Here is a 25942-nt window from a genome sequence, read left to right on the forward strand (position 1 = left end):
GGGGTTCTCCCGGGACGCCTCGCGCCCTGGGATCGGAACGGGATTCTTCACTGTGCGCCGCGGCACGGCGCCGGCCGTGCGCGGCCCGAGTGTTTGTCGAGAAGCGGAACTAGCCCTGACGCTGCTTGTGCCGCGGGTCCGAGCAAATCACCATGATCCGGCCGTTACGGCGGATCACTCGGCACTTCGCGCAGATCTTCTTGACGCTCGGCTTGACCTTCATGGTTGCTCCGGGACTTGAGTCCACCTGCGCCGACCGCGGCAGCGGCGGGCGCGAGCGGAGAAGCTACTTGTAGCGGTAAACGATGCGCCCGCGCGTGAGGTCGTACGGGCTCAGCTCCACGACGACTCGGTCGTCGGGGAGGATACGGATGTAGTGCATCCGCATCTTGCCGCTGATGTGGGCAAGAACCTTGTGCCCGTTGTCGAGCTCCACTCGGAACATAGCGTTGGGTAGGGACTCGATAACGGAGCCCTCAATCTCGATGGCGCCGTCTTTCTTAGCCATATCCTCCACGCTTCTGGGATCATCCCCGTAGACACGGGGCACACGGGGCACGGACTCTCCGAGTGGGATCCGGCGGCCCCGGTTGCGAAAATTGAACACTGAAACTTCAGGTCAACTGCAATAGCATACGCCAGCGCGAACCGCAGACGCGAATAGAGGCAGGCTGACCCAACAACCCGAGTGTGGGCATGGCTAGTTTACCCGCCCAGCGCGCATGCCTTTGACAGCACGGCCGATCCGGGTGTCTCAGTTCGGGTCCTGACCCCGATTCAGCGCCACGACCCCCAGGGTGACGAAGAGCATCACCACTCCCCAGGGACCGAGCACCCAGAGGAACCACGGGTAGCTCGCGCCGTTGGTCAGGTAGACGATCAGCCAGATCAGGAAGCACAGCGTGTTGACGCCGCCCCAGGTCAGCCAGGGAATCACCAGCGCGGGATCCCGGGTGACGCCCCGTGGGCGCTGCCCCGGGGCGCTGGCGACCAGTCCGGGCAGATCCGCGAGGTCCCTCTCGGGAAGATCCTCGGTGACCCGCTCCAGCTCGCCGCGGGTGCGGGCCCGGTAGGCGGTCTCCATCCGCGCGTTGAACTCGTCACCGTCCAACCGGCCCTGCGCGAAGTGCTCCTGGAGCCGCTTCGCCATGCGGTCCCGGTCCGCGTCGGACGCCCTGATCTCGGGACTGGATTCGGACACCGACGCACCGCCTCGCACCTTCGGGGACTCGCACCCATCCTATGAGCTTCCCGCCACCCCTTCGGAACCCGTCGGGCGAAGAGGTGGCGGTGGGATGGGAGCGTCCCCGGGACTCCGCGAGGTCAGAAACCCGGGTCGGGGAAACCGAGGGAGGCGATCTTCTCCCGGTTCTCCTCGCGGGCGGTGAGGACCAGCGGCCCGTCCGCGGTGATGGCCACCGAGTGCTCGAAGTGCGCCGACCGCCGGCCGTCCTGGGTGACCACGGTCCAGCCGTCCGCGAGCTGGCGCACGTGCCGCGTACCGAGGTTCACCATCGGCTCGATCGCCAGGCACATCCCCTCGACCAGGCGGATGCCCCGGGTCGTCTGCGCGTAGTTGAGCACGTGCGGTTCCATGTGCATCTCGGTCCCGATGCCGTGCCCGCCGTACTCCCGGACGTTGCCGTACCGGCCCTTGGAGGCGATGTAGCCGCCGATGGCCTGGCCGATGTCGCCGAGCCGCCCTCCTGGCCGCATCTGGGCGATGCCCTGCCACATGGACTCCTCGCACACCTCCATGGCGGTGCGGTCGGCCTCGTCGACCGATCCCACCGCGACGGTGATCGCGGAGTCGCCGTGCCAGCCGTCGAGGACGGCGCCGCAGTCGATGGAGATGATGTCCCCGTCGGCGAGGACCTTGGTGTCACGGGGGATTCCGTGCACGACCTCCTCGTTGACGGAGGCGCAGATGGAACCGGTGAAGCCGTGGTAGCCCTTGAAGGACGGCACGGCCCCCGCGTCCCGGATGCTGCTCTCGGCGATGGCGTCCAGTTCGAGGGTCGTCATCCCCGGACGCACCGCCGCGCGCAGCGTGTCGAGCGTGCGGGCCACGACCTGGCCCGCGGCCCGCATCCTCGCGATCTCAGCCGGAGACTTCAGCTGGATGTTCGTTCGGCCCTTGCCCGGCATCAGGCCTTGCTCTTCAGTGCCGTGAGCGCCCGCTCGGTGACCTTCTCGATGGCGCCCATGGCGTCCACCGTCACCAGCAGGTCGCGCTCGCCGTAGAAGGAGACCAGCGGAGCGGTCTGCTCCCGGTAGACGACCAGCCGGTGCCGGATGGTCTCCTCGTTGTCGTCGCTGCGGTTGTCGATCCGGGCCCGCTCCGCGAGCCGCCGGATCACCTCCTCCTCGTCGACGACGAGCTCCAGGACCGCGTCGAGCCGGCCTCCCAGCCCGGCGAGCATCGTGTCCAGGGTCTCGGCCTGCGCGACGTTGCGCGGGAAGCCGTCCAGGAGGAAGCCCTCGCGGGCGTCCTCCTGGGCCAACCGGTCCCTGACCATGGCATTGGTGACCTCGTCCGGCACCAGGTCGCCCCGGTCCATGAAGGCCTTCGCCTGCTTACCCAACTCTGTGCCACCGCTGACGTTGGCACGGAAGATGTCACCGGTGGACACCTTCGGAATCGACAATTCGGACGCCAAGATCTGGGCCTGGGTGCCTTTGCCCGCACCAGGAGGTCCCACCAATACGGCACGCATCTATCGCAGAAAACCTTCGTAGTTCCTCTGCTGGAGGTGACTCTCGATCTGCTTCACCGTGTCCAGCCCGACACCGACCATGATCAGGATGCTCACACCGCCGAACGGGAAGTTCGCGGAGGCTCCGGAGCTACCCAGGGCCACCATTGGCAGCAACGCGATCAGACCCAAGTACAGCGCGCCTGGCGTCGTCAGCCGGGTCAGGACGAAGTCCAGGTACTCGGCGGTCGGACGTCCCGGACGGATACTCGGGATGAACCCACCGTACTTCTTCATGTTGTCGGCCACTTCAGTGGGGTTGAAGGTAATGGCCACATAGAAGAAGGCGAATCCGACGATCAGGGCGAAGAAGGTGGTCATGTAGACCGGGTGGGTGCCCATCGGGTCGAAGTAGGTGTTGAGGAACGTCACCACCGGGCTGGTCGACTCGGGCCCCATCAGGCCGACCACGAGGGTCGGGAGGTACAGCAGGGAGGACGCGAAGATGACCGGGATGACACCGGCCTGGTTGACCTTCAGCGGAATGTAGGTGGAGCTGCCCCCGTACATCCTGCGGCCGACCATGCGCTTGGCGTACTGCACCGGGATGCGGCGCTGCGCCTGCTCGATGAAGACCACGCCCGCGATGAGGAACAGGGCCGCCACGCAGATGATGGCGAAGACCCACTGGCTCTGCTCGGTCCAGATGCGCATCATGCCCGACGGGAAGGCCGAGATGATCGTCGTGAAGATCAGCAGCGACATGCCGTTGCCGACGCCGCGCTCGGTGATCAGCTCGCCGAACCACATGATGACGCAGGTTCCGGCGGTCATCACGAAGACCATCGTGACCAGCGTGACGATCCCGTCGTCGGGCAGGTAGGACGAGGGCGGACAGGCCCCCTGGAAGAGCTGCCCCGTCCGGGCCATCGCGATGATGCTGGTGGACTGCAGGACGGCGAGAGCGAGGGTCAGGTAGCGCGTGTACTGCGTGATCTTCGTCTGACCGGCCTGCCCCTCCTTCTTGAGCGTCTCGAGCCGCGGGATGACCACGGTGAGCAGGTTCAGGATGATGCTCGCGGTGATGTATGGCATGATGCCCAGCCCGAAGATCGCGAGCTGCAGCAGCGCCCCACCACTGAACAGGTTGATCAGGGAGTAGACACCCGCGGCGTCACCCGACTGAACGTTCTGGAGGCACTGCTTGATGGCGACGGAGTCGACCCCCGGAGCGGGGATGACCGAGCCGAGCCGGTAGATGGTCAGAATGAACAGCGTGAACAGCAGCTTGTTACGCAGGTCAGGCGTGCGGAACGCACGGACGAACGCACCTAGCACGTCTCCTCCTGCGAGGCTTCGGCGGCGGAACCGAATCGAGACATCGCGGCCGATCCTGGATCGTCGTGGTCTTCAGCCCAGGGCGAGCGCTCTGGGCCCGGAAGTCGGGTCAAGCAGATGGCACCTTAGCAGCCATCCAAAGACTGGTGCGGAGCACCAATCTCACAATAAGAACACACTCGGTGGCTCACCGAGTTCATTGGATCCCCGTAAAACGGACGGGGCGTCCACTGGTCTCCCCCAATCTAATGGGTGTGACCAGCGAACGCCCCATACGAGCACCCGGAATTCGCCCTAGAGCTCGGTGGCGGTGCCACCGGCCGCGACGATCTTCTCCTTGGCGGCGCCGGAGAACGCGTTCACGCTCACCTGCACTGCCACCGAGATCTCGCCGGTGCCGAGCACCTTCACGAGCTGGTTCTTGCGAACCGCGCCCTTCGCGACCAGACCCTCGACGGTGACCTCGCCACCCTCGGGGTACAGCTCGCTCAACTTGTCCAAGTTCACGACCTGGTAGGTGGTCTTGAACTTGGCGTTGCTGAAGCCCTTGAGCTTCGGAATCCGGCGGATGAGGGGCATCTGGCCACCCTCGAAACCGACCGGGACGGTGCTGCGAGCCTTCGTGCCCTTGGTACCGCGACCCGCGGTCTTGCCCTTGGACGCCTCGCCGCGGCCCTTGCGGACCTTCGACTTGTTGGCACCCGGGGCCGGACGCAGGTGGTGGATCTTGAGCAGCTCGTCAGGAGAGTAGTTATCGCTCATCAGCTGACCTCCTCGACAGTGACGAGGTGCGCGACGACGTTGATCTGCCCACGGACCTCGGGGCGGTCGGCGCGGACGACGGACTTGCCGATCCGTCCGAGACCGAGCGAGGTCAGGGTGTCACGCTGCTTCTGCTTGCCGCCGATCTTCGAGCGGACCTGCGTGATCTTCAGCTTCGCCATGACTTAAGCCCCCGCCTTCGCTTCCGCGCGAGCGCGCAGCATGGCGGCCGGAGCGACGTCCTCGATCGGCAGGCCGCGGCGGGCAGCGATCTCCTCCGGACGGTTGAGGCCCTTGAGGGCGGCCACCGTCGCGTGCACGATGTTGATCGGGTTGGACGACCCGAGCGACTTGCTCAGGATGTCGTGAATGCCGGCGCACTCGAGCACGGCGCGCACCGGGCCACCGGCGATAACACCGGTACCGGGGGCGGCCGGGCGGAGCAGGACCACGCCGGCGGCGTCCTCGCCCTGGACCTGGTGCACGATCGTGCCCTGGATCCTGGCGACCTTGAAGAAGTTCTTCTTGGCCTCTTCCACGCCCTTGGCGATCGCCGCGGGCACTTCCTTGGCCTTGCCGTATCCGACGCCGACCATGCCGTTGCCGTCGCCGACGACGACGAGAGCGGTGAAGCTGAACCGCCGGCCGCCCTTGACGACCTTGGCGACCCGGTTGATCTTCACAACGCGCTCGATGTAGGAGACGCCCTTGTCAGCGGAACCGCCGCGGCGATCGTCACGGCCGGAACGCCGCTCGCCACCGGCGCCGCGCCGCGGAGCTGCAGCCATCAGTGGTTCCTCTTCCCGTCGATGAAAATGCGGTTGGCAGGAGTCATCACTAGAACTCCAGCCCGGCCTCGCGCGCACCGTCGGCCAGCGCCGCGATGCGACCGTGGTACCGGTAGCCGCCGCGGTCGAAGACCACCGACGTGACGCCGGCGACCTTCGCGCGCTGGGCGAGCAGCTCGCCCGTCTTCTGCGACTTCTCGGTCTTCTTGCCCTCGTCGCCGCGGATGGAGGCATCCATCGTGGAGGCGGACGCCAGGGTGATGCCCTTGGTGTCGTCCACGATCTGCGCGACGATGTGCTTGGCGGAGCGGGTGACGACCAGGCGCGGACGCTCGGCCGTACCCTGCACCTTCTTGCGGACCCGCAGGTGTCGGCGCGACCGGGAAGCCGAGCGCGTGGACGTGCCCTTGCGGGTAAGCGACGACCTCTTCGTCATGCTTACTTACCAGCCTTTCCGGCCTTGCGGCGGATGTGCTCGCCCTGGTACCGCACGCCCTTGGCCTTGTACGGGTCGGGCTTGCGCAGGCTACGGATGTTCGCCGCCACCTGGCCCACCAGCTGCTTGTCGATTCCCTCGACGTGCAGCAGGGTCGGCTTCTCGACCTTGAACGTGATGCCCTCCGGGGGCTCCACGACCACGGGGTGGCTGTAGCCGAGGGAGAACTCGAGGTTCGAGCCCCTGGCCTGGACGCGGTAACCCACACCGTGGATCTCCAGCGTCTTGGTGTACCCCTTGGAGGTGCCCTCGATCAGGTTGGCGAGCAGCGCACGGGTCAGGCCGTGCAGCGAGCGCGTCTCCGGCTTGTCGTCCGGACGCGCCACCTTGATCTGGCCGTCTTCCTGCTCAACCGTGATAGGCAGGGCAACGGTGTGCTTCAGTTCGCCCTTCGGCCCCTTGACTTTGACGTCTTGCCCGTCAATCGTGACTTCGACGCCCTTGGGGACCGAGACCGGCAGTCGACCGATTCGCGACATGCTGAAATCTCTTCCTCTACCAGACGAAAGCGAGGACTTCGCCGCCCACGCCGTTCTTCTTGGCCTGCTTGTCCGTCATCAGGCCACCGGACGTCGAAATGATGGCAACGCCAAGGCCGCCCAGGACCCGCGGAAGGTTGTCCTTCTTCGCGTAGACCCGGAGACCGGGCTTGGAAACGCGGCGAACGCCGGCGATGGAGCGCTCACGGGTGGGACCGTACTTCAGGTCCACCACGAGGCTCTGCCCCACCTCGGCATCCTCGGCACGCCAGCCCTGGACGTAGCCCTCCTGCTGGAGGATCTCGGCGATGTGCGCCTTGATCTTGGAATACGGCATGGTCACGGTGTCGTGATAAGCCGAATTCGCGTTACGCAGACGCGTGAGCATGTCTGCGATCGGGTCGGTCATCGTCATGGCCGATTGGCCCTTCCTCGCTGCGGTTTCCCCAAGGACGGAACTCTTCCTCTGAGTCCGTTCCCCCGCGCCGCGTATTCGGGCGCCCGGGTTCCTCTAGGACCTGCGGCGTGGTCATGGGCACGTGGGCGAGCGTCGGCTCGGCACAGTGCCCTGTCGGTTGAAAACGTGCTGCTACGGCGGCGGGTCCGCGTGAACCCGCCGCCGGTCCGCCGGCGAGCCGGACCGGCCCCGAGGGCCGGCCCTGCTTCGGGCTCGCTACCAGCTGGACTTGGTGATGCCGGGGAGCTCGCCTCGGTGCGCCATCTCGCGGAAGCAGACACGGCACAGGCCGAACTTCCGGAAGACCGCGCGCGGACGACCGCACCGCGAGCATCGAGTATATGCGCGAACCTCGAACTTCTGCTTCCGGTTCGCCTTGGCGATGAGCGCCTTCTTAGCCATCTCTTCTCCCCTACGCTTCCTTGAAGGGGAAACCGAGCCGCTTGAGCAGGCTGCGCCCCTCGTCATCGTTGGTCGCCGAGGTGACGACCGTGATGTCCATGCCGCGCTGGCGGTCGACCTTGTCGGGGTCCACCTCGTGGAACATGACCTGCTCGGTCAGACCGAAGGTGTAGTTCCCGTTGCCGTCGAACTGCTTCGGGGAGAGCCCGCGGAAGTCACGGATGCGGGGCAGCGCCAGGGAGAGCAGCCGGTCCAGGAACTCCCACATCCGGTCGCCGCGCAGCGTCACGCTGACGCCGATCGGCTGGCCCTCGCGCAGCTTGAACTGCGCGATGGACTTCTTGGCCCGGTTGAGCTTGGGCTTCTGGCCGGTGATCGCCGTGATGTCGGCGATGGCGCCCTGGATGAGCTTGGCGTCGCGCGCGGCGTCGCCCACACCCATGTTGACCACGATCTTGGTGAGACCGGGGACCTGCATGATGTTCTTGATGTCGAACTCTTCACGCAGGCCCGCGATGATCTCCTCGCGGTACTTCTGCTTGAGCCGCGGGAGCGCCGGAGCGGCAATCTCGTTCGTGACCGTCATCAGATGTCCTTACCAGTACGGCGGGAGATCCGAACCTTGGTTCCGTCTTCCTCGAAGCGGTAACCGACCCGGGTGGGCTTGCCGTCCTCGACGAGCGCGACGTTGCTCACGTGGATCGAGGCCTCCAGGGTGACGACCTCACCCTGCTGACCGCCCGCCTGGTTCGCCTTCTTGTGCTTCTTGATGAGGTTGACGCCCTCGACGACGACACGCTGCTCCTTGGGGAGGGCCTTCTTGACCTTCCCCGTGGCGCCCTTGTCCTTGCCGGCGATGACGACGACCTCGTCGTTCTTCTTGATCTTCATCGCCTAGAGCACCTCCGGCGCCAGCGAAATGATGCGCATGAACTTCTTGTCCCGCAGCTCCCGGCCCACCGGGCCGAAGATGCGGGTGCCCCGCGGGTCCCCACCGTCCTTGATGAGCACGGCGGCGTTCTCATCGAAGCGGATGTAGGAGCCGTCGGGCCGGCGGCGCTCCTTGGTGGTGCGCACGACAACGGCCTTGACGACATCGCCCTTCTTAACGCCCGCGCCGGGCAGGGCGTCCTTGACGGTCGCCACGATCGTGTCACCGATGCCCGCGTAGCGCCGACCCGAACCGCCGAGGACACGGATGGTCAAGATCTCCTTGGCCCCCGTGTTGTCGGCGACCTTGAGTCGCGACTCCTGCTGAATCACGTCTGCTCCTGATATATGCGCGCGGGATCACGCCCCGCGCTCGCTAGGTGGTCCACCCCACCGCGGCGGCCGATCTCCACAAATCGGCCGCCGACCAGGGGTCAGAGATCGCTGAGCGATCTCTTACTTAGCCTTCTCCAGGATCTCCACGACGCGCCAGCGCTTGGTCGCGGACAGCGGCCGGGTCTCCATCAGGCGAACCCGGTCACCGACTCCGGCGGAGTTCGCCTCGTCGTGGGCCTTGTACTTCGTGGTCCGGCGGATGACCTTGCCGTAAAGCGGGTGCTTGACGCGGTCCTCCACCTCGACAACGACGGTCTTCTCCATCTTGTCGCTGACGACGTAACCCTCGCGCACCTTGCGGTAGTTGCGCTCCTGGTCCCGCGTCGCCGTGTTCTCGCTCATTCGGCTGCTTCCTTCGTCTTCTCAGCCGACTCCGCGGCAGCAAGCGACACGATGCCCAGCTCGTGCTCCCGCATAACCGTGTAGATCCGAGCGATCTCACGCTTGACGGTGCGCAACCGGCTGTGGTTGTCCAGCTGCCCGGTGGCGGCCTGGAAGCGGAGGTTGAACAGCTCTTCCTTCGCCTCCTTGAGCTTGCCGGCCAGGTCCTCGACGGACTGGTCGCGCAGCTCGGTGGCGGTCAGGGACTTAGCCATTACTACTCCCCCGCCTCTCGCTTCACAAATTTGCACTTCATCGGGAGCTTGTGCATCGCCCGGCGAAGAGCTTCCTTCGCGATGGGCTCGGGCACGCCGGCCAGCTCGAACATCACACGTCCGGGCTTGACCGGAGCGACCCACCACTCCGGGGAGCCCTTACCGGAACCCATGCGGGTCTCGGCGGGCTTCTTGGTCAGCGGGCGGTCCGGGAAGATCGTGATCCAGACCTTGCCGCCACGGCGGATGTGCCGAGTCATCGCGATACGCGCCGACTCGATCTGCCGGTTGGTGACGTAGGCGGACTCCAGGGCCTGGATGCCGTACTCACCGAAGTTGACGCTGGTGCCGCCCTTGGCACGACCCCGAAGACTGGGGTGGTGCTGCTTGCGGTGCTTGACCCTGCGGGGAATGAGCATGGTCAGCTCCCCTCGTTCCCGGAGTTCGCCGGCTTCTCAGCCTGCGGAGCCTCGGCGGCCGGCGCAGCGGCGGGCTTGTCGCCCTGCTGGCCGCCACGACGACGACGCTGCGGCCGCTCGCGGCGCTGACCGCCGCCGCCACCGCCGCCGCCCGGCGCACGCTGCGCGGCCTGGGCGGCCTCGCGCTCGGCGCGGGTGGCGGGCGCGTCGCCCTTGTAGATCCAGACCTTCACACCGATGCGGCCGAAGGTGGTGCGGGCCTCGAAGAAGCCGTAGTCGATGTCGGCGCGCAGCGTGTGCAGCGGCACGCGACCCTCACGGTAGAACTCCGAGCGGGACATCTCGGCACCGCCGAGACGACCACCGCACTGGATGCGGATGCCCTTGGCACCGCTCTTCATCGCACTCTGCATGGCCTTGCGCATCGCACGGCGGAACGCGACTCGGCTGGACAGCTGCTCCGCGACACCCTGGGCGACGAGCTGAGCGTCGATCTCCGGGTTCTTGACCTCGAGGATGTTCAGCTGGACCTGCTTGTTGGTCAGCTTCTCGAGGTTGGCGCGGATGCGGTCGGCCTCCGCACCGCGACGGCCGATGACGATGCCCGGCCGGGCGGTGTGGACGTCGACGCGGACACGCTCACGGGTGCGCTCGATCTCGACCTTGGAGATCCCGGCGCGCTCCATGCCGCGGGTCAGCATCCGGCGGATGGCCACGTCTTCCTTGACGTAGTCCTTGTACAGCTTGTCTGCGAACCACCGGCTCTTGAAGTCGGTGGTCACTCCGAGGCGGAACCCGTGCGGGTTGACCTTCTGTCCCACTATCGGGTCCTTTCCTTCGTCTTTGTCGACGAGGCGCCCGCGGCGTCACGGGACGCGACGACCACGGTGATGTGGCTCGTCCGCTTGGTGACGCGGAACGCGCGACCGAAGCCTCGCGGCCGAATCCGCTTCAGGGTCGGACCCTCGTCCACCCACGCACTGCTGACGACCAGCGTCTCGCGGTCCAACTTGTCGTTGTGCTCGGCGTTGGCGATGGCGCTCGCGAGCACCTTGCCCACCGGTTCACTTGCCGCCTGAGGCGCGAACCGGAGCACCGCCTGTGCCTCGTCAGCGGGCAGCCCGCGAATAAGGTCCACCACTCGGCGGGCCTTTCGGGGCGTAACGCGGACGAACCGCGCTTGTGCCCTCGTTCCCATCGCTTTTCCCTCGCTCACGGAAATCACCCCCACGCACCGTGGGGCTTTGGTTCTTGATCGACCGGCAAACCGTTAACGACGGCTGCGCCGGTCTTCCTTGACGTGGCTGCGGAAAGTGCGCGTGGGAGCGAACTCGCCGAGCTTGTGGCCGATCATCGACTCGGACACGAACACGGGCACGTGCTTGCGCCCGTCGTGCACGGCGATGGTGTGCCCGATCATCTCGGGGATGATCATGGAGCGACGGGACCACGTCTTGATGACGTTCTTGGTGCCCTTTTCGTTCTGGTCCTCCACCTTCTTGATCAGGTGGTGGTCGACGAAGGGACCCTTCTTAAGGCTACGTGGCATCAGACGTGCTCCTTACCGCTTCTTCTTGGAACGCCGACGCACGATGAGCCGGTCGCTGGCCTTGCCCTGCTTGCGGGTGCGGCCCTCGGACTTACCCCACGGGCTGACCGGGTGGCGACCACCGGAGGTCTTGCCCTCACCGCCACCGTGCGGGTGGTCGATCGGGTTCATCGCCACACCGCGGACGGTCGGGCGCTTGCCCTTCCACCGCATGCGGCCGGCCTTGCCCCAGTTGATGTTGGACTGCTCGGCGTTGCCGACCTGTCCGACGGTCGCCCGGCAGGTGACCTCGACCTGGCGCATCTCACCGGAGGGCATACGCAGCGTGGCGTAGGCGCCCTCCTTGGCGAGCAGCTGGATCTGAGACCCGGCGGAACGGCCCAGCTTGGCGCCACCGCCCGGCTTGAGCTCGACCGCGTGCACGAACGTACCCGTGGGGATGTTGCGCAGCGGGAGGCAGTTGCCCGGCTTGATGTCGGCCGTGGGACCGTTCTCGACCCGGTCGCCCTGCTTGAGGCCGGCGGGCGCCAGGATGTAGCGCTTCTCGCCGTCCACGTAGTGCAGCAGCGCGATCCGCGCGGTGCGGTTCGGGTCGTACTCGATGTGCGCGACCTTGGCCGGCACACCGTCCTTGTCGTGGCGACGGAAGTCGATCACGCGGTAGGCGCGCTTGTGACCGCCGCCCTGGTGGCGGGCGGTGATGCGGCCGTGGCCGTTGCGCCCGCCCTTGGAGTGGAGCGGACGGACCAGGGACTTCTCCGGGGTCGAGCGCGTGATCTCGACGAAGTCGCTCACGCTCGACCCGCGGCGACCCGGGGTCGTCGGCTTGTACTTACGAATGCCCATCTTCTTCGCGCATTCCTTTACGTGTTACTCGAAACGAAACAGCAGACGGGTGGATCAGACTCCGAAGATGTCGATCCGGTCGCCGTCCTTGAGGCTCACGATCGCGCGCTTGGTGTCGGGACGCTTACCGAACCCGAACCTGGTGCGCTTGCGCTTGCCCTGCCGGTTGATCGTGTTCACGGAGGTGACCTTCACGTCGAAGATCTTCTCCACCGCGATCTTGATCTGGGTCTTGTTGGCGTCCGGCCGGACGATGAACGTGTACTTGTTCTGGTCCATCAGGCCGTAGCTCTTCTCGGAAATCACCGGTTCGATGATGATGTCCCGAGGGTCGGGGATCCTCACTGGTCGTCCTCCTGAGACGCCGCGGTCTTGGCGCCCTGGGCGTGCGCCAGGAACTCCTCGTAACCGGCCTCGGTGAACACGATGTCGTCCGCGTACAGCACGTCGTACGTGTTGACCTGGTCCGCGTCGAGAATGTGCACCTCGGGCAGGTTCCGGAGCGCGACCCGGTTGTGCTCGTCCTCGTGCGCGAGGACCACCAGCACCTTGTCGGAGTCGGTGATCTGGCGCAGCGCCCGCAGAGCGGCCTGGGTGCGCTTGGTGGTGACGTCCTCGGCGACGAACTCGCTGACGACGTGCACGCGACCGTGGTTGGCCCGGTCCGAGAGGGCACCGCGCAGGGCGGCGGCCTTCATCTTCTTGGGCGTCCGCTGGCTGTAGTCGCGCGGCTTGGGGCCGTGCACCGTGCCACCGCCGACGAACTGCGGAGCGCGGGTGGAGCCCTGCCGGGCGCGACCGGTGCCCTTCTGGCGGTACGGCTTCTTGCCGCCGCCACGGACCTCACCGCGGGTCTTGGTGGAGTGCGTTCCCTGGCGGGCCGCAGCTTCCTGCGCGACGACGACCTGGTGGATCAGCGGAATGTTGACCTGCCGGCCGAAGATCTCACCGGGAAGCTCAACGCTGCCCTTGGCCGTGCCGTCGTGGTTCTTGACCTCGATGGTCGCCATGACTTACTTGTCCCCCTTCGCGGCGGTGCGGACGAGCACCAGGCCGCCGTTGGGGCCGGGAACCGCACCCTTGACCAGAATGAGGCCCTTCTCGGCGTCGACCGAGAACACGGTGAGGTTCTGGATGGTCTTGCGCACGTTGCCCATGCGACCGGCCATCCGCAGGCCCTTGAAAACGCGGCCCGGCGTGGCGCAGCCGCCGATGGATCCGGGCGAGCGGTGCTTGCGCTGGGTACCGTGCGAAGCGCTGAGGCCCTTGAAGCCGTGGCGCTTCATGACACCCGCGAAGCCCTTGCCCTTGCTCTTGCCCGTGACGTCGACCCGCTGGCCGGCCTCGAACGCGTCGGCGGTGATCTCCTGGCCCAGCGCGTACTCGCTGGCGTCGGAGGTCCGCACCTCGACGTAGTGGCGGCGCGGGGTGAGCTCGTGCTTGCGCAGGTAGTCGCCGAGCGGCTTGTTCACCTTGCGCGGGTTGATCTGGCCGTAGCCGAGCTGCACGGCGGAGTAGCCGTCGGTCTCCGGGGTGCGGACGCGAGTCACGACAGACGGACCGGCCTTCAGAACCGTCACCGGCACCATCTTGCCGGCGTCGTCGAAGACCTGGGTCATGCCGAGCTTTTCGCCCAGGACTCCCTTGATCTGCTTGGTCATGTCTTCAGCGTCCCTTAGAGCTTGATCTCGATGTCGACGCCGGCCGGGAGGTCGAGACGCATGAGCGAGTCGACGGTCTTCGGCGTCGGGTCGATGATGTCGATCAGCCGCTTGTGCGTGCGCATCTCGAAGTGCTCGCGCGAGTCCTTGTACTTGTGCGGCGATCGGATGACGCAGTAAACGTTCTTCTCCGTCGGCAACGGCACCGGCCCCGCGACCTGCGCACCGGTCCTCGTCACAGTCTCGACGATCTTGCGCGCCGAGCTGTCGATGACCTCGTGGTCGTAGGCCTTGAGCCGGATGCGGATCTTCTGTCCCGCCATGGTGGCCTTTTCGTCCTTCGCTTAAGTGTCCGTAGAGGCGCGGCGCCGTGGTGGGCCTGTGCGCGCTCCGAGGGACTGCCCTTTTCCCTTGAGGCTCTATTCACCTAAGAAACTGCTACAGGGCTGTCCCCTGAGGTGGCATCACCGCTACAGAGCCCGATGACGTCCTTCATGGTGCGGGCGGTCGAGTCACTGACGGACTCGACCGCCCGACATACGGTCGTGCTACTTGATGATCTTGGTAACGCGGCCCGCGCCCACGGTCCGGCCACCCTCGCGGATGGCGAACTTCAGGCCCTCTTCCATGGCGATCGGCTGGATCAGCGAAACGCTCATCTCGGTGTTGTCACCGGGCATGACCATCTCGGTGCCCTCGGGCAGCGTGACGACGCCGGTGACGTCCGTGGTGCGGAAGTAGAACTGCGGACGGTAGTTGTTGAAGAACGGCGTGTGGCGGCCGCCCTCGTCCTTGGACAGGATGACGACCTGGCCCTCGAACTCGGTGTGCGGGGTGGTCGTGCCCGGCTTGATGACGACCTGGCCGCGCTCGACGTCCTCGCGCTTGATGCCGCGCAGGAGCAGACCGACGTTGTCACCGGCCTGGCCCTGGTCGAGCAGCTTGCGGAACATCTCGACACCGGTGACGGTGGTCGTCTGCTTCTCGTCCTTGATACCGACGATGTCGACGGTCTCGTTGACGTTGACGACACCGCGCTCGATGCGGCCGGTGACGACGGTGCCGCGGCCGGTGATCGAGAAGACGTCCTCGATCGGCATCAGGAACGGCTTCTCGACGTCACGGACCGGCTCGGGGATGTTCGCGTCCACCGCGGCCATGAGCTCGAGGATGCTCTCGCCCCACTTGGCGTCGCCCTCGAGGGCCTTGAGCGCGGAGACGCGGACGACCGGCAGGTCGTCGCCCGGGAACTCGTACTCGCTGAGCAGCTCGCGGACCTCGAGCTCGACGAGCTCGAAGATCTCCTCGTCGTCCACCATGTCGGCCTTGTTCAGGGCGACGACGATGTAGGGGACGCCGACCTGGCGGGCCAGGAGCACGTGCTCCTTGGTCTGCGGCATCGGACCGTCGGTGGCGGCGACGACCAGGATCGCGCCGTCCATCTGAGCGGCACCGGTGATCATGTTCTTCACGTAGTCCGCGTGGCCCGGGCAGTCCACGTGGGCGTAGTGACGGGACTCCGTCTGGTACTCCACGTGCGCGATGGAGATGGTGATACCGCGCTCGCGCTCTTCAGGGGCCTTGTCGATGTCCTCGAAAGGCGTGAAGGGGTTCAGCTCGGGGTGCGCGTCGTGCAGGACCTTGGTGATCGCCGCGGTAAGAGTGGTCTTACCGTGGTCGATGTGACCGATGGTGCCGATGTTTACGTGCGGCTTGGTCCGCTCGAACTTGGCCTTCGCCACTGGATTTCTCCTAGACGTACGGGTTGCTTAGCTGACTGGTTACGTGTGCGGCTATTCGCCGCGGACCTTCGCCACGATCTCTTGGGCGACGTTGGTCGGGACCTCCGCGTAGGAGTCGAACTGCATGCTGTACTGAGCTCGACCCTGAGTACGGCTGCGCAGGTCGCCCACGTAGCCGAACATTTCCGACAGGGGGACCAGGGCCTTGACGATCCGGGCGCCGGAACGCTCGTCCATCGACTGGATCTGGCCCCGCCGGCTGTTCAGGTCGCCGATCACGTCACCCATGTAGTCCTCGGGCGTCGTGACCTCGACCGCCATGACCGGCTCCAGAAGAACCGGGCTGGCCTTGCGCGCCGCTTCCTTGAAAGCCATGGAACCGGCGACCTTGAAGGCGAGTTCCGAGGAGTCGACGTCGTGGTAGGCGCCGTCCTGCAGGGTCACCTTGACGCCGACCAGCGGGTACCCGGCGAGGATGCCGAACTGGGCGGCCTCCTGGCAGCCCGCGTCGACCGACGGGATGTACTCCCGCGGGATGCGGCCACCGGTGACCTTGTTCTCGAACTCGTAGCCCGCGCCGTCGCTGTCCTCGTCGGCCACGAGGGGCTCGAGGTCGATGATGACGCGACCGAACTGGCCGGAGCCACCCGTCTGCTTCTTGTGGGTGTACTCGACCTTCTCGACCTTCTTGCGAATGGTCTCGCGGTAGGCGACCTGCGGCTTGCCGATGTTCGCCTCGACCCGGAACTCCTCGCGCATGCGGTTGACCAGCACCTCGAGGTGCAGCTCACCCATACCCGCGATGATCGTCTGGCCGGTCTCCTCGTCGGTGTTCACCTGGAAGGAGGGGTCCTCCTCGGCGAGGCGCTGGATCGCGACGCCCAGCTTCTCCTGGTCGCTCTTGGTCTTGGGCTCGACCGCGACCCGGATGACCGGGGCGGGGAACGTCATCGACTCCAGAACGATCGGGGAGGCCGGGTCGCACAGGGTCTCACCGGTGGTGGTGTCCTTGAGGCCCATGACGGCGACGATGTCACCGGCGCCGACGGAGGAGATCTCCTCGCGCTTGTTGGCGTGCATCCGGTAGATCTTGCCGATGCGCTCCTTGCGGCCCTTGATGCTGTTCAGCACCTGGGTGCCGGCCTCCAGGCGACCCGAGTAGACGCGCACGTAGGACAGCTTGCCCAGGTGCGGGTCGCTCATGATCTTGAAGACCAGGCCGGAGAGCGGCTCGTCCTCGCTGGGCTTGCGGACCAGGCTCGCCTCTTCGCTCTCGTCCTTGGGGTCGTGGCCGGAGATGGCCTCGATGTCCAGCGGAGAGGGCAGGTAGGCGACGACCGCGTCGAGCAGGGGCTGCACGCCCTTGTTCTTGAACGCGGTTCCGCACAGCACCGGGATGGCGGTGCCCGCGATGGTGGCGCGGCGGATGGCCGGGACGATCTGCTCGATGGTGGGCTCCTGGCCCTCCAGGTAGAGCTCCATGATCTCGTCGTCGGCCTCGGCGAGGATCTCGACCAGCTTGTCGTGGCCCTCGCGGGCGGCCTCGGCGTGCGTGTCCGGGATGTCGATCGTCTCGTACATCTCGCCCTTGGCGGCCTCGTCGCTCCAGACGTAGGCCTTCATCCTGACGAGGTCGATGACGCCCTTGAAGTCGGACTCGGCGCCGATCGGCAGCTGGACGGGCAGCGGGTTGGCGCCCAGCCGGTCGCTGATCATGTCGACGCAGCGCTGGAACTCCGCGCCGATCTTGTCCATCTTGTTGACGAAGCAGATCCGGGGCACGTTGTACCGGTCGGCCTGGCGCCACACAGTCTCGGACTGCGGCTCCACACCCTCCTTGCCGTCGAAGACGGTGACCGCGCCGTCGAGCACACGCAGCGACCGCTCGACCTCGACCGTGAAGTCGACGTGGCCGGGCGTGTCGATGATGTTGATCGTGTGGTCGTCCCAGTGAGTGGTCGTCGCGGCGGACGTGATCGTGATGCCGCGCTCCTGTTCTTCCTTCATCCAGTCCATCGTCGAGGCGCCGTCGTGGGTCTCGCCGAGTTTGTGGTTGACACCGGTGTAGAACAGGATCCGCTCGGTCGTCGTGGTCTTGCCCGCGTCGATGTGCGCCATGATCCCGATGTTGCGGACCTTGGCAAGGTCAAGAGCAGTGGTAGCCATGTGGCTCGTCTTCTCTCGGTCTCTCGTATCGAAAAGCCGCGGGGATTACCAGCGGTAGTGGGCGAAGGCCCGGTTGGACTCCGCCATCTTGTGGGTGTCCTCGCGACGCTTGACAGCGGCGCCCAGACCGTTGCTGGCGTCCACCAGCTCGTTCATGAGGCGCTCGGTCATGGTCTTCTCGCGGCGGGCGCGGCTGTACTGCACGAGCCAGCGCAGGGCGAGCGTGGTGCTGCGCGACGCACGGACCTCGACCGGAACCTGGTAGGTGGCGCCACCGACACGGCGGCTGCGCACCTCGAGGGCGGGCTTCACGTTGTCGAGCGCACGCTTGAGAACCACGAGCGGGTCCTGCCCGGTCTTCTCCCGAGCGCCCTCGAGGGCCTCGTAGACGATGGACTGGGCGATGGAACGCTTGCCGTCCAGCAGCACCTTGTTGATGAGTGCGGTGACCAGCGGCGATCCGTAGACCGGGTCACTGATCAGCTGGCGCTTCGGCGCCGAACCCTTGCGCGGCATTTACTTCTCCTTCTTGGCGCCGTAGCGGCTGCGCGCCTGCTTGCGGTTGCGGACACCCTGGGTGTCGAGCGAACCGCGGACGATGCGGTAGCGAACACCCGGCAGGTCCTTCACACGACCACCGCGCACGAGCACGATCGAGTGCTCCTGCAGGTTGTGGCCGACGCCGGGGATGTAGGCCGTGACCTCGATCTGGCTGCTCAGCCGGACACGGGCCACCTTGCGCAGCGCGGAGTTCGGCTTCTTCGGCGTGGTCGTGTAGACACGCGTGCACACGCCGCGACGCTGGGGGCTGCCCTTGAGCGCCGGGGTCTTGTTCTTCGAAACCTTGGTCTTGCGGCCCTTTCGGACCAGCTGCTGAATCGTGGGCACCGCGTCTCCGTCTTCCCTCTTGACCTACGCCGGTTCTCTAGCCATTCGATGCGCTATGACCTGCTGGATTTCCCGTTCCCCCCGACCCACGCACTCGGGCGTGTCGCGCTCAATTCCACGCATGGCGGCACCGAATACGCCCGACCTGGTGGCCGATTGTCATGGGAGGAGGTGTCACGCGCCGCTCTCCCCCGCCGCCCGCATGAACAGGGACAGACGCAAAAAGCGCACACGTGTGACCCGTAGACTCACGGGCACGAAGTTAGAGAGTACCTAAGCACAGCCACCTGGTCAAAATGACGGTGGCCGTACTCGACGCCCGTTCCCCGCAGCCCAATGCTGCCGTAGGTCCCTTTCAGTGTACGGCCTGTCAAGAGTGGTCACGTTGATTTCCGGGGTGGCGGCGGTCGATACCCCCTTACCACAGGCGAACATCAGGTGAAGTCCGCGCCACGCCGCCCGGAACGTCCGAGGGGCGCGCCCCCCGGAGCGATCCGGGGGGCGCGCCCCTGCGGGCCCGCGGCCGGGGAGACCCCGGAGGCGGTCAGCCCCAGAACAGGAAGTAGCCGACCAGTGTGGCCACGCTCACCACGATTCCGACGTAGGCCAGCACCGTGCCGGCCTTGACCAGCTGCTCGCCTTCGAGGCCGCCCCGCGATTCCCGGATGTTCCTCCTCGCCTTGGGCCCCAGCACCAACGCGACCACCGCGAGGACCAGGCCGAGCCCCGGGATCAGCGAGGCGCCGCCGAGCCAGACGGTGGCGGTGGCCAGCCCCTCGGTCTCGGGCCACACGTCGATGTTGTCGTACCCCGGGTAGTCGGAGTCGGGGTCGCCGCCGAGCGGACCGCTGAAGCCGGGGAACTCCTTGGAGATCTTGTCCATCCTCCGGGACCGGGCCCGGTTGTCCGGAAGCGGCTCCGGGTAGTACCGGTCGTCGACGTCGTCGTCGTAGTCGTCGGAGCCCGCGGGCCGCTCCCGGCCTCGCGCGGCGTCGTCCTCGGCGAAGACCTCGTCGTCGTAGGAGGTGTCGTACGAGGCGGCGCCCGGTCCGTACCCGGGGCGCTCGTCCCCCTGCGACGGAACGGCCAGGGTCTCCTCCCCCGACTCGAACCGGGGCTCGCCGCGGTCCTCGCGGTCGTCCCGGTCCAGATCGTCGTAGGGCTCCCCGCGGACGGGGGGATCGGCGTACCCCGGCTCGTCCGCGAAGCCGACGCCGGTCCGCGGGTCGGGGTCCTCGACGGGGTCGAGGCCGCCGTAGGGGCGCCCGGCCGGACCGCGGTCGTCGTAGCCCAGCTCGTCGTAGCCGGCCCCCGCGTCCGTCCCCGGCCGCTCGTCGCGACCCTGCCCGTCCGCGCCCCGGTCGTACCCGGTGCGGTCGTCGTAGCCCAGCTCGTCGTAAGCGAACCCCGCGTCGCGGTCCGGCCGCGCGGCGCTCGGACCCCGGTCGACCGGGTAGCCGAGCTCGTCGTAGCCCGAGTCGTCCACACGGCCGCCTTCGGCGGTCCGGTCCGGGTACGACGGGGTGCCGAAGTCGTACCCGGGTTCGTCACGGGGCGCCTGCCCGCCCGGGTCGGCTCCGAGGACGGGCATGGCCAGGGTCCCCTCGCCGGCTCCGTCGTACCCGCCGTCCTCACGCCAGTCGTCCGCCCCGTCCTGGGCGGTCTCCTCCTGCGCGCGCGCCTGGGCCTGCTCGTTGGCGATCGCCAGCAGGGGGTCCCCGACGGCCGGCGGAGCGGGCTCGGCCGGGGCCTCGTCCTTCCTCAGCCAGGAGTCGACGTCCTCGGAGCGCTCCGGCGCCCCGGTGTACCCCGAGGCCCCGTCCCAGCGGTCGGCGGGCGCGGCGGGTGTCTCCGCGGCCCACTCCGGCTCTGGGGACGCCCCGCCGAGGAGGGGATCCGAGGAGGCGGTCCGCTCCTCGGCGCGCCGCTGCGTCGCCCGTTCGGCGACTTCGCGCACGCTGTCCGGAAGTCGCGGATCGTCCCGGCTGAACGCCCAGGTGTCACCGCTTCCGGTGCCCAGCGAACCACCGAGTCCGGCGGTCGCGGCGCCCGGCTCCGGTTCGCTCCCGGCCGCGGGCTCGCCGAGGCCGCCGGGGGTGTCGTACCCGGCAGGGGCGGAGCCCGCCTCCTCACGGCCGCCGCCCCACCCCGGGTAGCCGCCGCTGGGCGACAGCTTGTAGGGCGGGACCGACAGGTCCGCGCCGAGCGAGGACGCCGGGTTCCCGCCGCTGGGGATCCGGTAGACGCTCATGGGGTCCTGGCGCCGCGGACCGTCCTCCTCGGTCCCGGTCGCGCCCGCGCCGGTGGACGGCGCGTCGAGGCCGTCCGCCGACGGCGTGTAGGGCTCTCCGAGCCCTGTGGAGGGCTCCGTCCCCCCGGTCTCGGCCGCGGGAGCGCCCGGCCACTCGTAGGAGTCGGCCGACCGCGCTCCCTGGTCCGACGGGCGGTCCGGGGCAGCGGACGACTCGGAGCCGTAGGACAGGGGCGCGTCGAAGTCGTACGCGGCGCTCCCGCCCTCCGCCGGGGCCGTCCACTCCGGCTCGCGGGCGGCCGGGGCGTCGGCCCCGTACCCGGTGGAGGCCTGTGGTCCGGAGTCCGACAGGTGCGGCGACTTGGGCTCGTAGGTCAGAGGCGCGTCGAAGTCGTAGCCCGGCTCGGCGGGCTCCGCCACGGCCGGGGCGTCGACCGCCGGCGGGTCGAGCCGGTAGGTGGCTCCCTGCGCGAAGGACACGCCCGGGTCGTCCGCGGCCGGGGCGTACAGCTCCTCGGGGCGGTAGGAGCCCGAGGACAGGTCGTAGGGGGATCCTGAGAGCCGCTCATCGTCGTCGCCGCCCCCGACCGGGGTCAGCGGGTCGGGCGCGGCGTCTCCGGTCCGCTCCGCGCCGTAGGGGCCGCCGGTGTCGCGCGGCGGCAGGTCGAAGGGATAGCCGTCCGACGCCGGCGCGGACGGCGCGGCCTCGGGCGCGCCGAGGTCTCCCAGCGCCGCCGGGTACGGTTCTGCCATCTCCGGGGCTCCTCCGCGGTACCCGTCGAAGCCCGGGTAGCTGCCGGTGTTCGGGTACGTCGGACTCGACGACAGGCTGTGGTAGTCCCCGGAATCCTCGCGGGTCAGGTCGTCCGTGCCCTCCTGCCGGTCCTCGTACGGATCTCGGTAGTCCGCCTGCGTCCGGTTGCGGTCGCCGCTCGGCTTGAACCAGGAGCCCGCCTCTTCCCGAGAGCGCTCCTGTCCTCCGTACGGCGGCCGGTCCGGCCCTCCCCCGTTTTCGGTCACTGTGTTCGATCTCCCGACCGCGCCTGCGCGCTCAACAGATTCTCCCCCTCACGAGTATGGCAACCGGCAAAGACGAACGGCGGTAGTACCACCCGTTTCGAGGTGGACTACCGCCGTCGCCGGATCAACCAACCAGAATCACCGGTTGTCTTTTCAGGTCACCTGTTGTAGGGCCCGAAATCGTATTCCTCCAGCGGGACGGCCTCGCCCGATCCCTGCCCGAAGGTGTACTCGCTGGGCTCCTCGTAGGAGGAAACCGAGTACATCGAGGCTTTGGCCTCTTCCGTGGGCTCCACCCGGATGTTCCGGTACTGCGGCATGCCGGTACCGGCCGGGATGAGCTTACCGATGATGACGTTCTCCTTGAGACCGAGCAGCGGGTCGCTCTTGCCGTGGATGGCGTTCTCGGTGAGGACCCGGGTGGTCTCCTGGAAGGAGGCGGCGGACAGCCAGGACTCCGTGGCCAGGGAGGCCTTGGTGATGCCGAGCAGAACGGGGCGGGCCGACGCGGGCTGGCCGCCTTCGGCCACCACCTGACGGTTCATCGCCTCGAACTTGGGGCGCTCCACCATTTCGCCCGGCAGCAGCTTGGTGTCGCCGGACTCCAGGATGTTCACGCGCTTGAGCATCTGCCGCACGATGATCTCGATGTGCTTGTCGTGGATCGAGACACCCTGCGACTTGTAGACCTCCTGGACCTCCGACACAAGGTGCTGCTGCACCGCGCGCGGGCCCTGGATCCGCAGGACCTCGTGCGGGTTGATGGCACCCTGGATCAGCTGCTGGCCGACGGCGACGTGGTCGCCCTCGCGCACCAGCAGGCGCGCCCGCATGGGAACCGGGTAGGCGATCTCGTCGGAGCCGTCGTCCGGGATCAGGACGATCTTACGGCTCTTCTCGGTCTCGTCGAGCCGGATCCGGCCCTCGACCTCGCTGATCGGGGCCACACCCTTGGGGATACGGGCCTCGAAGAGCTCCTGGACACGCGGCAGACCGTGGGTGATGTCCTGGCCCGCCGAACCGCCCATGTGGAAGGTCCGCATGGTCAGCTGGGTGCCGGGCTCACCGATGGACTGCGCCGCGATGATGCCGATGGCCTCGCCGACGTCGACCGGCTTGCCGGTGGCCAGGGAACGACCGTAGCACGTGGTGCACACGCCGACCTTGGCCTCGCAGACGAGCGAGCTGCGCACCCGGATCCGGGTGATGCCCGCCGCGACCAGGCTGTCGATGACGACCTCGGTCGTGTCGGCCAGCGCGGGCGCGACGACCTTGCCGTCGACGACGACGTCCTCGGCCAGGGTCCGGCCGAAGCCGGTGTTCTCGACGTTGTGCTTGCGCACGACGCTGCCGTCGGGCCGCGTCTCGCCGATCTCGTGCCACAGGGACCGGTCGGTGCCGCAGTCGATCTCGCGGACGATGACGTCCTGGGCCACGTCCACCAGGCGCCGGGTGAGGTACCCGGAGTCGGCGGTGCGCAGCGCGGTGTCCGCCAGGCCCTTCCGCTGGCCGTGCGTGGAGATGAAGTACTCCAGCACGGACAGGCCCTCGCGGTAGGAGGACTTGATCGGGCGCGGAATCGTCTCGCCCTTGGTGTTGGAGACCAGGCCGCGGATACCGGCGATCTGGCGGACCTGCATGGGGTTACCGCGGGCGCCGGAGTTGACCATCATCCACACCGGGTTCTCGGCGGGGAAGTTGCCCTCCATGTCCGCGGCGACCTCGTTGGTCGCCTTGGTCCAGATCTCGGTCAGCTCCTGACGACGCTCGTCGTTGGTGATCAGACCGCGGTCGTACTCCCGCTGGATCTTGTCCGCCTGCTTCTCGTAGGTGTCCAGGATCCGCTGCTTGTTCGGCGGGGCGACGACGTCGCCGATGCCGATGGTCAGGCCCGAGCGGGTGGCCCAGTGGTACCCGGCGTCCTTGAGGGCGTCCAGCGTGGTGGCGACCTGCACCTTGGGGTACTTCTCCGCGAGCTCGGTCACCAGGACGGACAGCTGCTTCTTGCCCATCTGCTGGTTCACGTACGGGTAGTCCAGCGGGGTGGTCTCGTTGAACAGGTACCGGCCGAGCGTGGTCTCCAGCCGGTACGGCTCGCCCGGCACGTGGCCCTCGGGAGCCACCCAGTCGACGGGCGGCGGGGCGTCGCCCTCGATGCGCAGCCTGATCTTCGACTGGATGTCGAGGTCGCCGAGGTCGTAGGCCATGATCGCCTCCGCGGGCGTGCGGAACGCGCGCCCCTCTCCCCGGCCCCCCTCCTTGAGGGTGGTCAGGTAGTAGAGGCCGATGATCATGTCCTGGGTGGGCATGGTGACCGGCTTGCCGTCGGACGGCTTCAGGATGTTGTTCGTGGCGAGCATGAGGATGCGCGCCTCGGCCTGGGCCTCCGCCGACAGGGGCAGGTGCACGGCCATCTGGTCGCCGTCGAAGTCCGCGTTGAACGCGGTGCACACGAGCGGGTGGATCTGGATGGCCTTGCCCTCGACCAGCTGCGGCTCGAACGCCTGGATGCCCAGGCGGTGCAGGGTCGGAGCGCGGTTGAGCAGCACCGGGTGCTCGGTGATGACCTCTTCGAGGACGTCCCACACCACGGGCCGGGAACGCTCGACCATGCGCTTGGCGCTCTTGATGTTCTGCGCGTGGTTCAGGTCGACCAGGCGCTTCATCACGAACGGCTTGAACAGCTCCAGCGCCATCTGCTTGGGCAGACCGCACTGGTGCAGCTTCAGCTGCGGGCCGACGACGATGACCGAGCGGCCGGAGTAGTCCACGCGCTTGCCGAGCAGGTTCTGGCGGAACCGGCCCTGCTTGCCCTTGAGCATGTCCGACAGCGACTTGAGCGGGCGGTTGCCGGGTCCGGTGACCGGGCGGCCGCGGCGGCCGTTGTCGAACAGCGCGTCGACGGCCTCCTGGAGCATCCGCTTCTCGTTGTTCACGATGATCTCGGGCGCGCCGAGGTCGAGCAGACGCTTGAGCCGGTTGTTCCGGTTGATGACGCGGCGGTACAGGTCGTTCAGGTCCGAGGTGGCGAAGCGGCCACCGTCGAGCTGGACCATCGGACGCAGGTCCGGCGGGATCACCGGGACGCAGTCCAGCACCATGCCGTTGGGGCTGTTGCGGGTGTTCAGGAACGCCGAGACGACCTTGAGGCGCTTGAGGGCGCGGGCCTTCTTCTGGCCCTTGCCGCTGCGGATGGTCTCGCGCAGCTTCTCGGCCTCGGCGTCGAGGTCGAAGTTGGCGAGGCGCTCCTGGATGGCCTGGGCGCCCATGCCGCCGCGGAAGTACTTCCCGAAGCGGTCCCGCATGTCGCGGTAGAGCAGCTCGTCGCCCTCGAGGTCCTGGACCTTGAGGTTCTTGAAGCGGTTCCAGACCTCGTCCAGGCGGTCGATCTCGCGCTGGGCGCGGTCACGGATCTGGCGCATCTCGCGCTCGGCGCCCTCGCGCACCTTGCGGCGGGCGTCGCCCTTGGCGCCCTGCTCCTCGAGCTCGGCCAGGTCGGTCTCGAGCTTGCGGTGACGCTCCTCCACGGTGGAGTCGCGCCGCTGCTCCAGGTGCTGCCGCTCGACCGAGATCCGCGCCTCCAGGGACTGGAGGTCGCGCTCACGGGCTTCGGTGTCCACCCAGGTGACCATGTAGGCCGCGAAGTAGATGATCTTCTCGAGATCCTTCGGGGCCAGGTCGAGCAGGTACCCCAGGCGGCTGGGCACGCCCTTGAAGTACCAGATGTGGGTCACGGGCGCGGCCAGCTCGATGTGGCCCATCCGCTCGCGCCGGACCTTGGCCCGGGTGACCTCGACGCCGCAGCGCTCGCAGATGATGCCCTTGAAGCGGACCCGCTTGTACTTACCGCAGTAGCACTCCCAGTCCCGGGTCGGACCGAAGATCTTCTCGCAGAAGAGCCCGTCCTTTTCCGGCTTGAGGGTCCGGTAGTTGATGGTCTCCGGCTTCTTGACCTCACCGTGCGACCACTGGCGGATGTCGTCAGCGGTGGCGAGGCCAATTCGCAGCTCGTCGAAGAAGTTGACGTCGAGCACTTAGTTCGTCCCCTGCTCTTGGATCG

Annotated in this window: 33 protein-coding genes; all 33 read right to left on the minus strand. The window is 67.4% G+C overall.

Annotated features, from left to right (window positions below; genetic code table 11):
* Positions 1–109 precede the first annotated feature (109 nt).
* The 33 genes from rpmJ to EV190_RS14825 all read right to left on the minus strand — a co-directional run bounded on the left by rpmJ (position 110) and on the right by EV190_RS14825 (position 25916).
* Positions 110–223, minus strand: a complete 114-nt coding sequence (gene rpmJ, locus EV190_RS14665; RefSeq protein ID WP_013156136.1) for a 50S ribosomal protein L36 — start codon at positions 221–223, stop codon at positions 110–112.
* Between the two features lie 63 nt (positions 224–286).
* Positions 287–508: a translation initiation factor IF-1 gene (infA, locus tag EV190_RS14670; RefSeq protein WP_017593374.1), complete on the minus strand. Its 222-nt coding sequence runs from the start codon at positions 506–508 to the stop codon at positions 287–289.
* Between the two features lie 246 nt (positions 509–754).
* Positions 755–1201, minus strand: a complete 447-nt coding sequence (locus EV190_RS14675) for a DUF1707 SHOCT-like domain-containing protein (RefSeq protein ID WP_133742120.1) — start codon at positions 1199–1201, stop codon at positions 755–757.
* 122 nt (positions 1202–1323) lie between these two features.
* The gene (gene map, locus EV190_RS14680) at positions 1324–2148 is read right to left on the minus strand and encodes a type I methionyl aminopeptidase (protein ID WP_133742121.1); all 825 of its coding nucleotides are present in this window, start codon (positions 2146–2148) and stop codon (positions 1324–1326) included.
* Positions 2148–2717 (minus strand): adenylate kinase, encoded by a 570-nt coding sequence (locus EV190_RS14685; protein WP_133742122.1) that lies wholly within the window; start codon positions 2715–2717, stop codon positions 2148–2150. Before EV190_RS14685 ends, map begins: the two co-directional genes overlap by 1 nt.
* Positions 2718–4034 carry a preprotein translocase subunit SecY gene (gene secY, locus EV190_RS14690; protein ID WP_133742123.1) on the minus strand — a complete coding sequence of 439 codons (1317 nt, stop codon included), beginning with the start codon at positions 4032–4034 and terminating at the stop codon, positions 2718–2720.
* A 294-nt stretch (positions 4035–4328) separates the two neighbouring features.
* On the minus strand, positions 4329–4796 hold the full coding sequence (rplO, locus tag EV190_RS14695) for a 50S ribosomal protein L15 (RefSeq protein WP_133742124.1): 468 nt from the start codon (positions 4794–4796) through the stop codon (positions 4329–4331).
* Positions 4796–4978, minus strand: coding sequence for a 50S ribosomal protein L30 (gene rpmD / locus EV190_RS14700; protein WP_133742125.1), 183 nt, complete (start codon positions 4976–4978; stop codon positions 4796–4798). The genes rplO and rpmD overlap by 1 nt, the downstream gene beginning before the upstream one ends.
* A gap of 3 nt (positions 4979–4981) precedes the next feature.
* A complete protein-coding gene (gene rpsE / locus EV190_RS14705; RefSeq protein WP_133742126.1) occupies positions 4982–5584 on the minus strand; it encodes a 30S ribosomal protein S5 in 603 nt (200 codons plus the stop codon).
* A gap of 49 nt (positions 5585–5633) precedes the next feature.
* Positions 5634–6020 (minus strand): 50S ribosomal protein L18, encoded by a 387-nt coding sequence (gene rplR, locus EV190_RS14710; protein ID WP_133742127.1) that lies wholly within the window; start codon positions 6018–6020, stop codon positions 5634–5636.
* A gap of 2 nt (positions 6021–6022) precedes the next feature.
* On the minus strand, positions 6023–6559 hold the full coding sequence (gene rplF, locus EV190_RS14715; RefSeq protein ID WP_133742128.1) for a 50S ribosomal protein L6: 537 nt from the start codon (positions 6557–6559) through the stop codon (positions 6023–6025).
* A gap of 16 nt (positions 6560–6575) precedes the next feature.
* Complete coding sequence (gene rpsH, locus EV190_RS14720) at positions 6576–6974, minus strand: 30S ribosomal protein S8 (RefSeq protein WP_133742129.1); 399 nt, start codon at positions 6972–6974, stop codon at positions 6576–6578.
* Between the two features lie 258 nt (positions 6975–7232).
* Positions 7233–7418 carry a type Z 30S ribosomal protein S14 gene (locus tag EV190_RS14725; RefSeq protein ID WP_133742130.1) on the minus strand — a complete coding sequence of 62 codons (186 nt, stop codon included), beginning with the start codon at positions 7416–7418 and terminating at the stop codon, positions 7233–7235.
* A 10-nt stretch (positions 7419–7428) separates the two neighbouring features.
* Positions 7429–8004: a 50S ribosomal protein L5 gene (gene rplE / locus EV190_RS14730; RefSeq protein WP_133742131.1), complete on the minus strand. Its 576-nt coding sequence runs from the start codon at positions 8002–8004 to the stop codon at positions 7429–7431.
* The gene (rplX, locus tag EV190_RS14735) at positions 8004–8309 is read right to left on the minus strand and encodes a 50S ribosomal protein L24 (RefSeq protein WP_133742132.1); all 306 of its coding nucleotides are present in this window, start codon (positions 8307–8309) and stop codon (positions 8004–8006) included. The genes rplE and rplX overlap by 1 nt, the downstream gene beginning before the upstream one ends.
* 3 nt (positions 8310–8312) lie before the next feature.
* On the minus strand, positions 8313–8681 hold the full coding sequence (gene rplN, locus EV190_RS14740; RefSeq protein ID WP_017593360.1) for a 50S ribosomal protein L14: 369 nt from the start codon (positions 8679–8681) through the stop codon (positions 8313–8315).
* Positions 8682–8804: 123 nt separating this feature from the next.
* Entirely contained in the window at positions 8805–9086 is a 282-nt protein-coding gene (gene rpsQ, locus EV190_RS14745; RefSeq protein WP_133742133.1) for a 30S ribosomal protein S17, read from the minus strand.
* Entirely contained in the window at positions 9083–9340 is a 258-nt protein-coding gene (rpmC, locus tag EV190_RS14750) for a 50S ribosomal protein L29 (protein WP_133742134.1), read from the minus strand. The genes rpsQ and rpmC overlap by 4 nt, the downstream gene beginning before the upstream one ends.
* Positions 9341–9342: 2 nt before the next feature.
* Complete coding sequence (gene rplP, locus EV190_RS14755) at positions 9343–9759, minus strand: 50S ribosomal protein L16 (protein WP_133742135.1); 417 nt, start codon at positions 9757–9759, stop codon at positions 9343–9345.
* Positions 9760–9761: 2 nt separating this feature from the next.
* Complete coding sequence (gene rpsC / locus EV190_RS14760) at positions 9762–10580, minus strand: 30S ribosomal protein S3 (RefSeq protein ID WP_133742136.1); 819 nt, start codon at positions 10578–10580, stop codon at positions 9762–9764.
* A complete protein-coding gene (rplV, locus tag EV190_RS14765; RefSeq protein ID WP_133742182.1) occupies positions 10580–10957 on the minus strand; it encodes a 50S ribosomal protein L22 in 378 nt (125 codons plus the stop codon). The genes rpsC and rplV overlap by 1 nt, the downstream gene beginning before the upstream one ends.
* Before the next feature lie 72 nt (positions 10958–11029).
* Positions 11030–11308, minus strand: a complete 279-nt coding sequence (gene rpsS / locus EV190_RS14770; RefSeq protein ID WP_133742137.1) for a 30S ribosomal protein S19 — start codon at positions 11306–11308, stop codon at positions 11030–11032.
* Between the two features lie 12 nt (positions 11309–11320).
* Positions 11321–12154 carry a 50S ribosomal protein L2 gene (rplB, locus tag EV190_RS14775; protein WP_133742138.1) on the minus strand — a complete coding sequence of 278 codons (834 nt, stop codon included), beginning with the start codon at positions 12152–12154 and terminating at the stop codon, positions 11321–11323.
* A gap of 54 nt (positions 12155–12208) precedes the next feature.
* Positions 12209–12499 carry a 50S ribosomal protein L23 gene (gene rplW / locus EV190_RS14780; RefSeq protein ID WP_133742139.1) on the minus strand — a complete coding sequence of 97 codons (291 nt, stop codon included), beginning with the start codon at positions 12497–12499 and terminating at the stop codon, positions 12209–12211.
* Positions 12496–13164 (minus strand): 50S ribosomal protein L4, encoded by a 669-nt coding sequence (rplD, locus tag EV190_RS14785; RefSeq protein WP_133742140.1) that lies wholly within the window; start codon positions 13162–13164, stop codon positions 12496–12498. Before rplD ends, rplW begins: the two co-directional genes overlap by 4 nt.
* A gap of 3 nt (positions 13165–13167) precedes the next feature.
* Complete coding sequence (gene rplC / locus EV190_RS14790) at positions 13168–13815, minus strand: 50S ribosomal protein L3 (protein ID WP_133742141.1); 648 nt, start codon at positions 13813–13815, stop codon at positions 13168–13170.
* Between the two features lie 14 nt (positions 13816–13829).
* Positions 13830–14138 (minus strand): 30S ribosomal protein S10, encoded by a 309-nt coding sequence (gene rpsJ, locus EV190_RS14795; RefSeq protein ID WP_013156110.1) that lies wholly within the window; start codon positions 14136–14138, stop codon positions 13830–13832.
* Positions 14139–14363: 225 nt separating this feature from the next.
* On the minus strand, positions 14364–15557 hold the full coding sequence (gene tuf / locus EV190_RS14800; RefSeq protein ID WP_133742142.1) for an elongation factor Tu: 1194 nt from the start codon (positions 15555–15557) through the stop codon (positions 14364–14366).
* A gap of 51 nt (positions 15558–15608) precedes the next feature.
* On the minus strand, positions 15609–17723 hold the full coding sequence (gene fusA, locus EV190_RS14805; RefSeq protein WP_133742143.1) for an elongation factor G: 2115 nt from the start codon (positions 17721–17723) through the stop codon (positions 15609–15611).
* A 45-nt stretch (positions 17724–17768) separates the two neighbouring features.
* Positions 17769–18239, minus strand: a complete 471-nt coding sequence (gene rpsG, locus EV190_RS14810) for a 30S ribosomal protein S7 (RefSeq protein ID WP_133742144.1) — start codon at positions 18237–18239, stop codon at positions 17769–17771.
* The gene (gene rpsL / locus EV190_RS14815; protein WP_133742145.1) at positions 18240–18611 is read right to left on the minus strand and encodes a 30S ribosomal protein S12; all 372 of its coding nucleotides are present in this window, start codon (positions 18609–18611) and stop codon (positions 18240–18242) included. It abuts the gene before it with no gap.
* 544 nt (positions 18612–19155) lie between these two features.
* The gene (locus tag EV190_RS14820) at positions 19156–21882 is read right to left on the minus strand and encodes a hypothetical protein (protein WP_133742146.1); all 2727 of its coding nucleotides are present in this window, start codon (positions 21880–21882) and stop codon (positions 19156–19158) included.
* 158 nt (positions 21883–22040) lie between these two features.
* Positions 22041–25916 carry a DNA-directed RNA polymerase subunit beta' gene (locus tag EV190_RS14825; RefSeq protein ID WP_133742147.1) on the minus strand — a complete coding sequence of 1292 codons (3876 nt, stop codon included), beginning with the start codon at positions 25914–25916 and terminating at the stop codon, positions 22041–22043.
* Positions 25917–25942: the final 26 nt, after the last annotated feature.

Origin of the sequence: Actinorugispora endophytica, assembly GCF_004363075.1 — a bacterium.
Lineage (GTDB): Bacteria > Actinomycetota > Actinomycetes > Streptosporangiales > Streptosporangiaceae > Actinorugispora > Actinorugispora endophytica.

Bases quoted from the DNA above. Each gene is read 5' to 3' on its own strand.
- rpmJ (WP_013156136.1), bottom strand. From the start codon at position 223: ATGAAGGTCAAGCCGAGCGTCAAGAAGATCTGCGCGAAGTGCCGAGTG.
- infA (WP_017593374.1), bottom strand. From the start codon at position 508: ATGGCTAAGAAAGACGGCGCCATCGAGATTGAGGGCTCCGTTATCGAG.
- map (WP_133742121.1), bottom strand. From the start codon at position 2,148: ATGCCGGGCAAGGGCCGAACGAACATCCAGCTGAAGTCTCCGGCTGAG.
- EV190_RS14685 (WP_133742122.1), bottom strand. From the start codon at position 2,717: ATGCGTGCCGTATTGGTGGGACCTCCTGGTGCGGGCAAAGGCACCCAG.
- rplO (WP_133742124.1), bottom strand. From the start codon at position 4,796: ATGAGCGATAACTACTCTCCTGACGAGCTGCTCAAGATCCACCACCTG.
- rpmD (WP_133742125.1), bottom strand. From the start codon at position 4,978: ATGGCGAAGCTGAAGATCACGCAGGTCCGCTCGAAGATCGGCGGCAAG.
- rpsE (WP_133742126.1), bottom strand. From the start codon at position 5,584: ATGGCTGCAGCTCCGCGGCGCGGCGCCGGTGGCGAGCGGCGTTCCGGC.
- rplR (WP_133742127.1), bottom strand. From the start codon at position 6,020: ATGACGAAGAGGTCGTCGCTTACCCGCAAGGGCACGTCCACGCGCTCG.
- rplF (WP_133742128.1), bottom strand. From the start codon at position 6,559: ATGTCGCGAATCGGTCGACTGCCGGTCTCGGTCCCCAAGGGCGTCGAA.
- rpsH (WP_133742129.1), bottom strand. From the start codon at position 6,974: ATGACGATGACCGACCCGATCGCAGACATGCTCACGCGTCTGCGTAAC.
- EV190_RS14725 (WP_133742130.1), bottom strand. From the start codon at position 7,418: ATGGCTAAGAAGGCGCTCATCGCCAAGGCGAACCGGAAGCAGAAGTTC.
- rplE (WP_133742131.1), bottom strand. From the start codon at position 8,004: ATGACGGTCACGAACGAGATTGCCGCTCCGGCGCTCCCGCGGCTCAAG.
- rplX (WP_133742132.1), bottom strand. From the start codon at position 8,309: ATGAAGATCAAGAAGAACGACGAGGTCGTCGTCATCGCCGGCAAGGAC.
- rpsQ (WP_133742133.1), bottom strand. From the start codon at position 9,086: ATGAGCGAGAACACGGCGACGCGGGACCAGGAGCGCAACTACCGCAAG.
- rpmC (WP_133742134.1), bottom strand. From the start codon at position 9,340: ATGGCTAAGTCCCTGACCGCCACCGAGCTGCGCGACCAGTCCGTCGAG.
- rplP (WP_133742135.1), bottom strand. From the start codon at position 9,759: ATGCTCATTCCCCGCAGGGTCAAGCACCGCAAGCAGCACCACCCCAGT.
- rplV (WP_133742182.1), bottom strand. From the start codon at position 10,957: ATGGGAACGAGGGCACAAGCGCGGTTCGTCCGCGTTACGCCCCGAAAG.
- rpsS (WP_133742137.1), bottom strand. From the start codon at position 11,308: ATGCCACGTAGCCTTAAGAAGGGTCCCTTCGTCGACCACCACCTGATC.
- rplB (WP_133742138.1), bottom strand. From the start codon at position 12,154: ATGGGCATTCGTAAGTACAAGCCGACGACCCCGGGTCGCCGCGGGTCG.
- rplD (WP_133742140.1), bottom strand. From the start codon at position 13,164: ATGGCGACCATCGAGGTCAAGAACCACGACGGCACGGCCAAGGGCAGC.
- rplC (WP_133742141.1), bottom strand. From the start codon at position 13,815: ATGACCAAGCAGATCAAGGGAGTCCTGGGCGAAAAGCTCGGCATGACC.
- rpsJ (WP_013156110.1), bottom strand. From the start codon at position 14,138: ATGGCGGGACAGAAGATCCGCATCCGGCTCAAGGCCTACGACCACGAG.
- fusA (WP_133742143.1), bottom strand. From the start codon at position 17,723: ATGGCTACCACTGCTCTTGACCTTGCCAAGGTCCGCAACATCGGGATC.
- rpsG (WP_133742144.1), bottom strand. From the start codon at position 18,239: ATGCCGCGCAAGGGTTCGGCGCCGAAGCGCCAGCTGATCAGTGACCCG.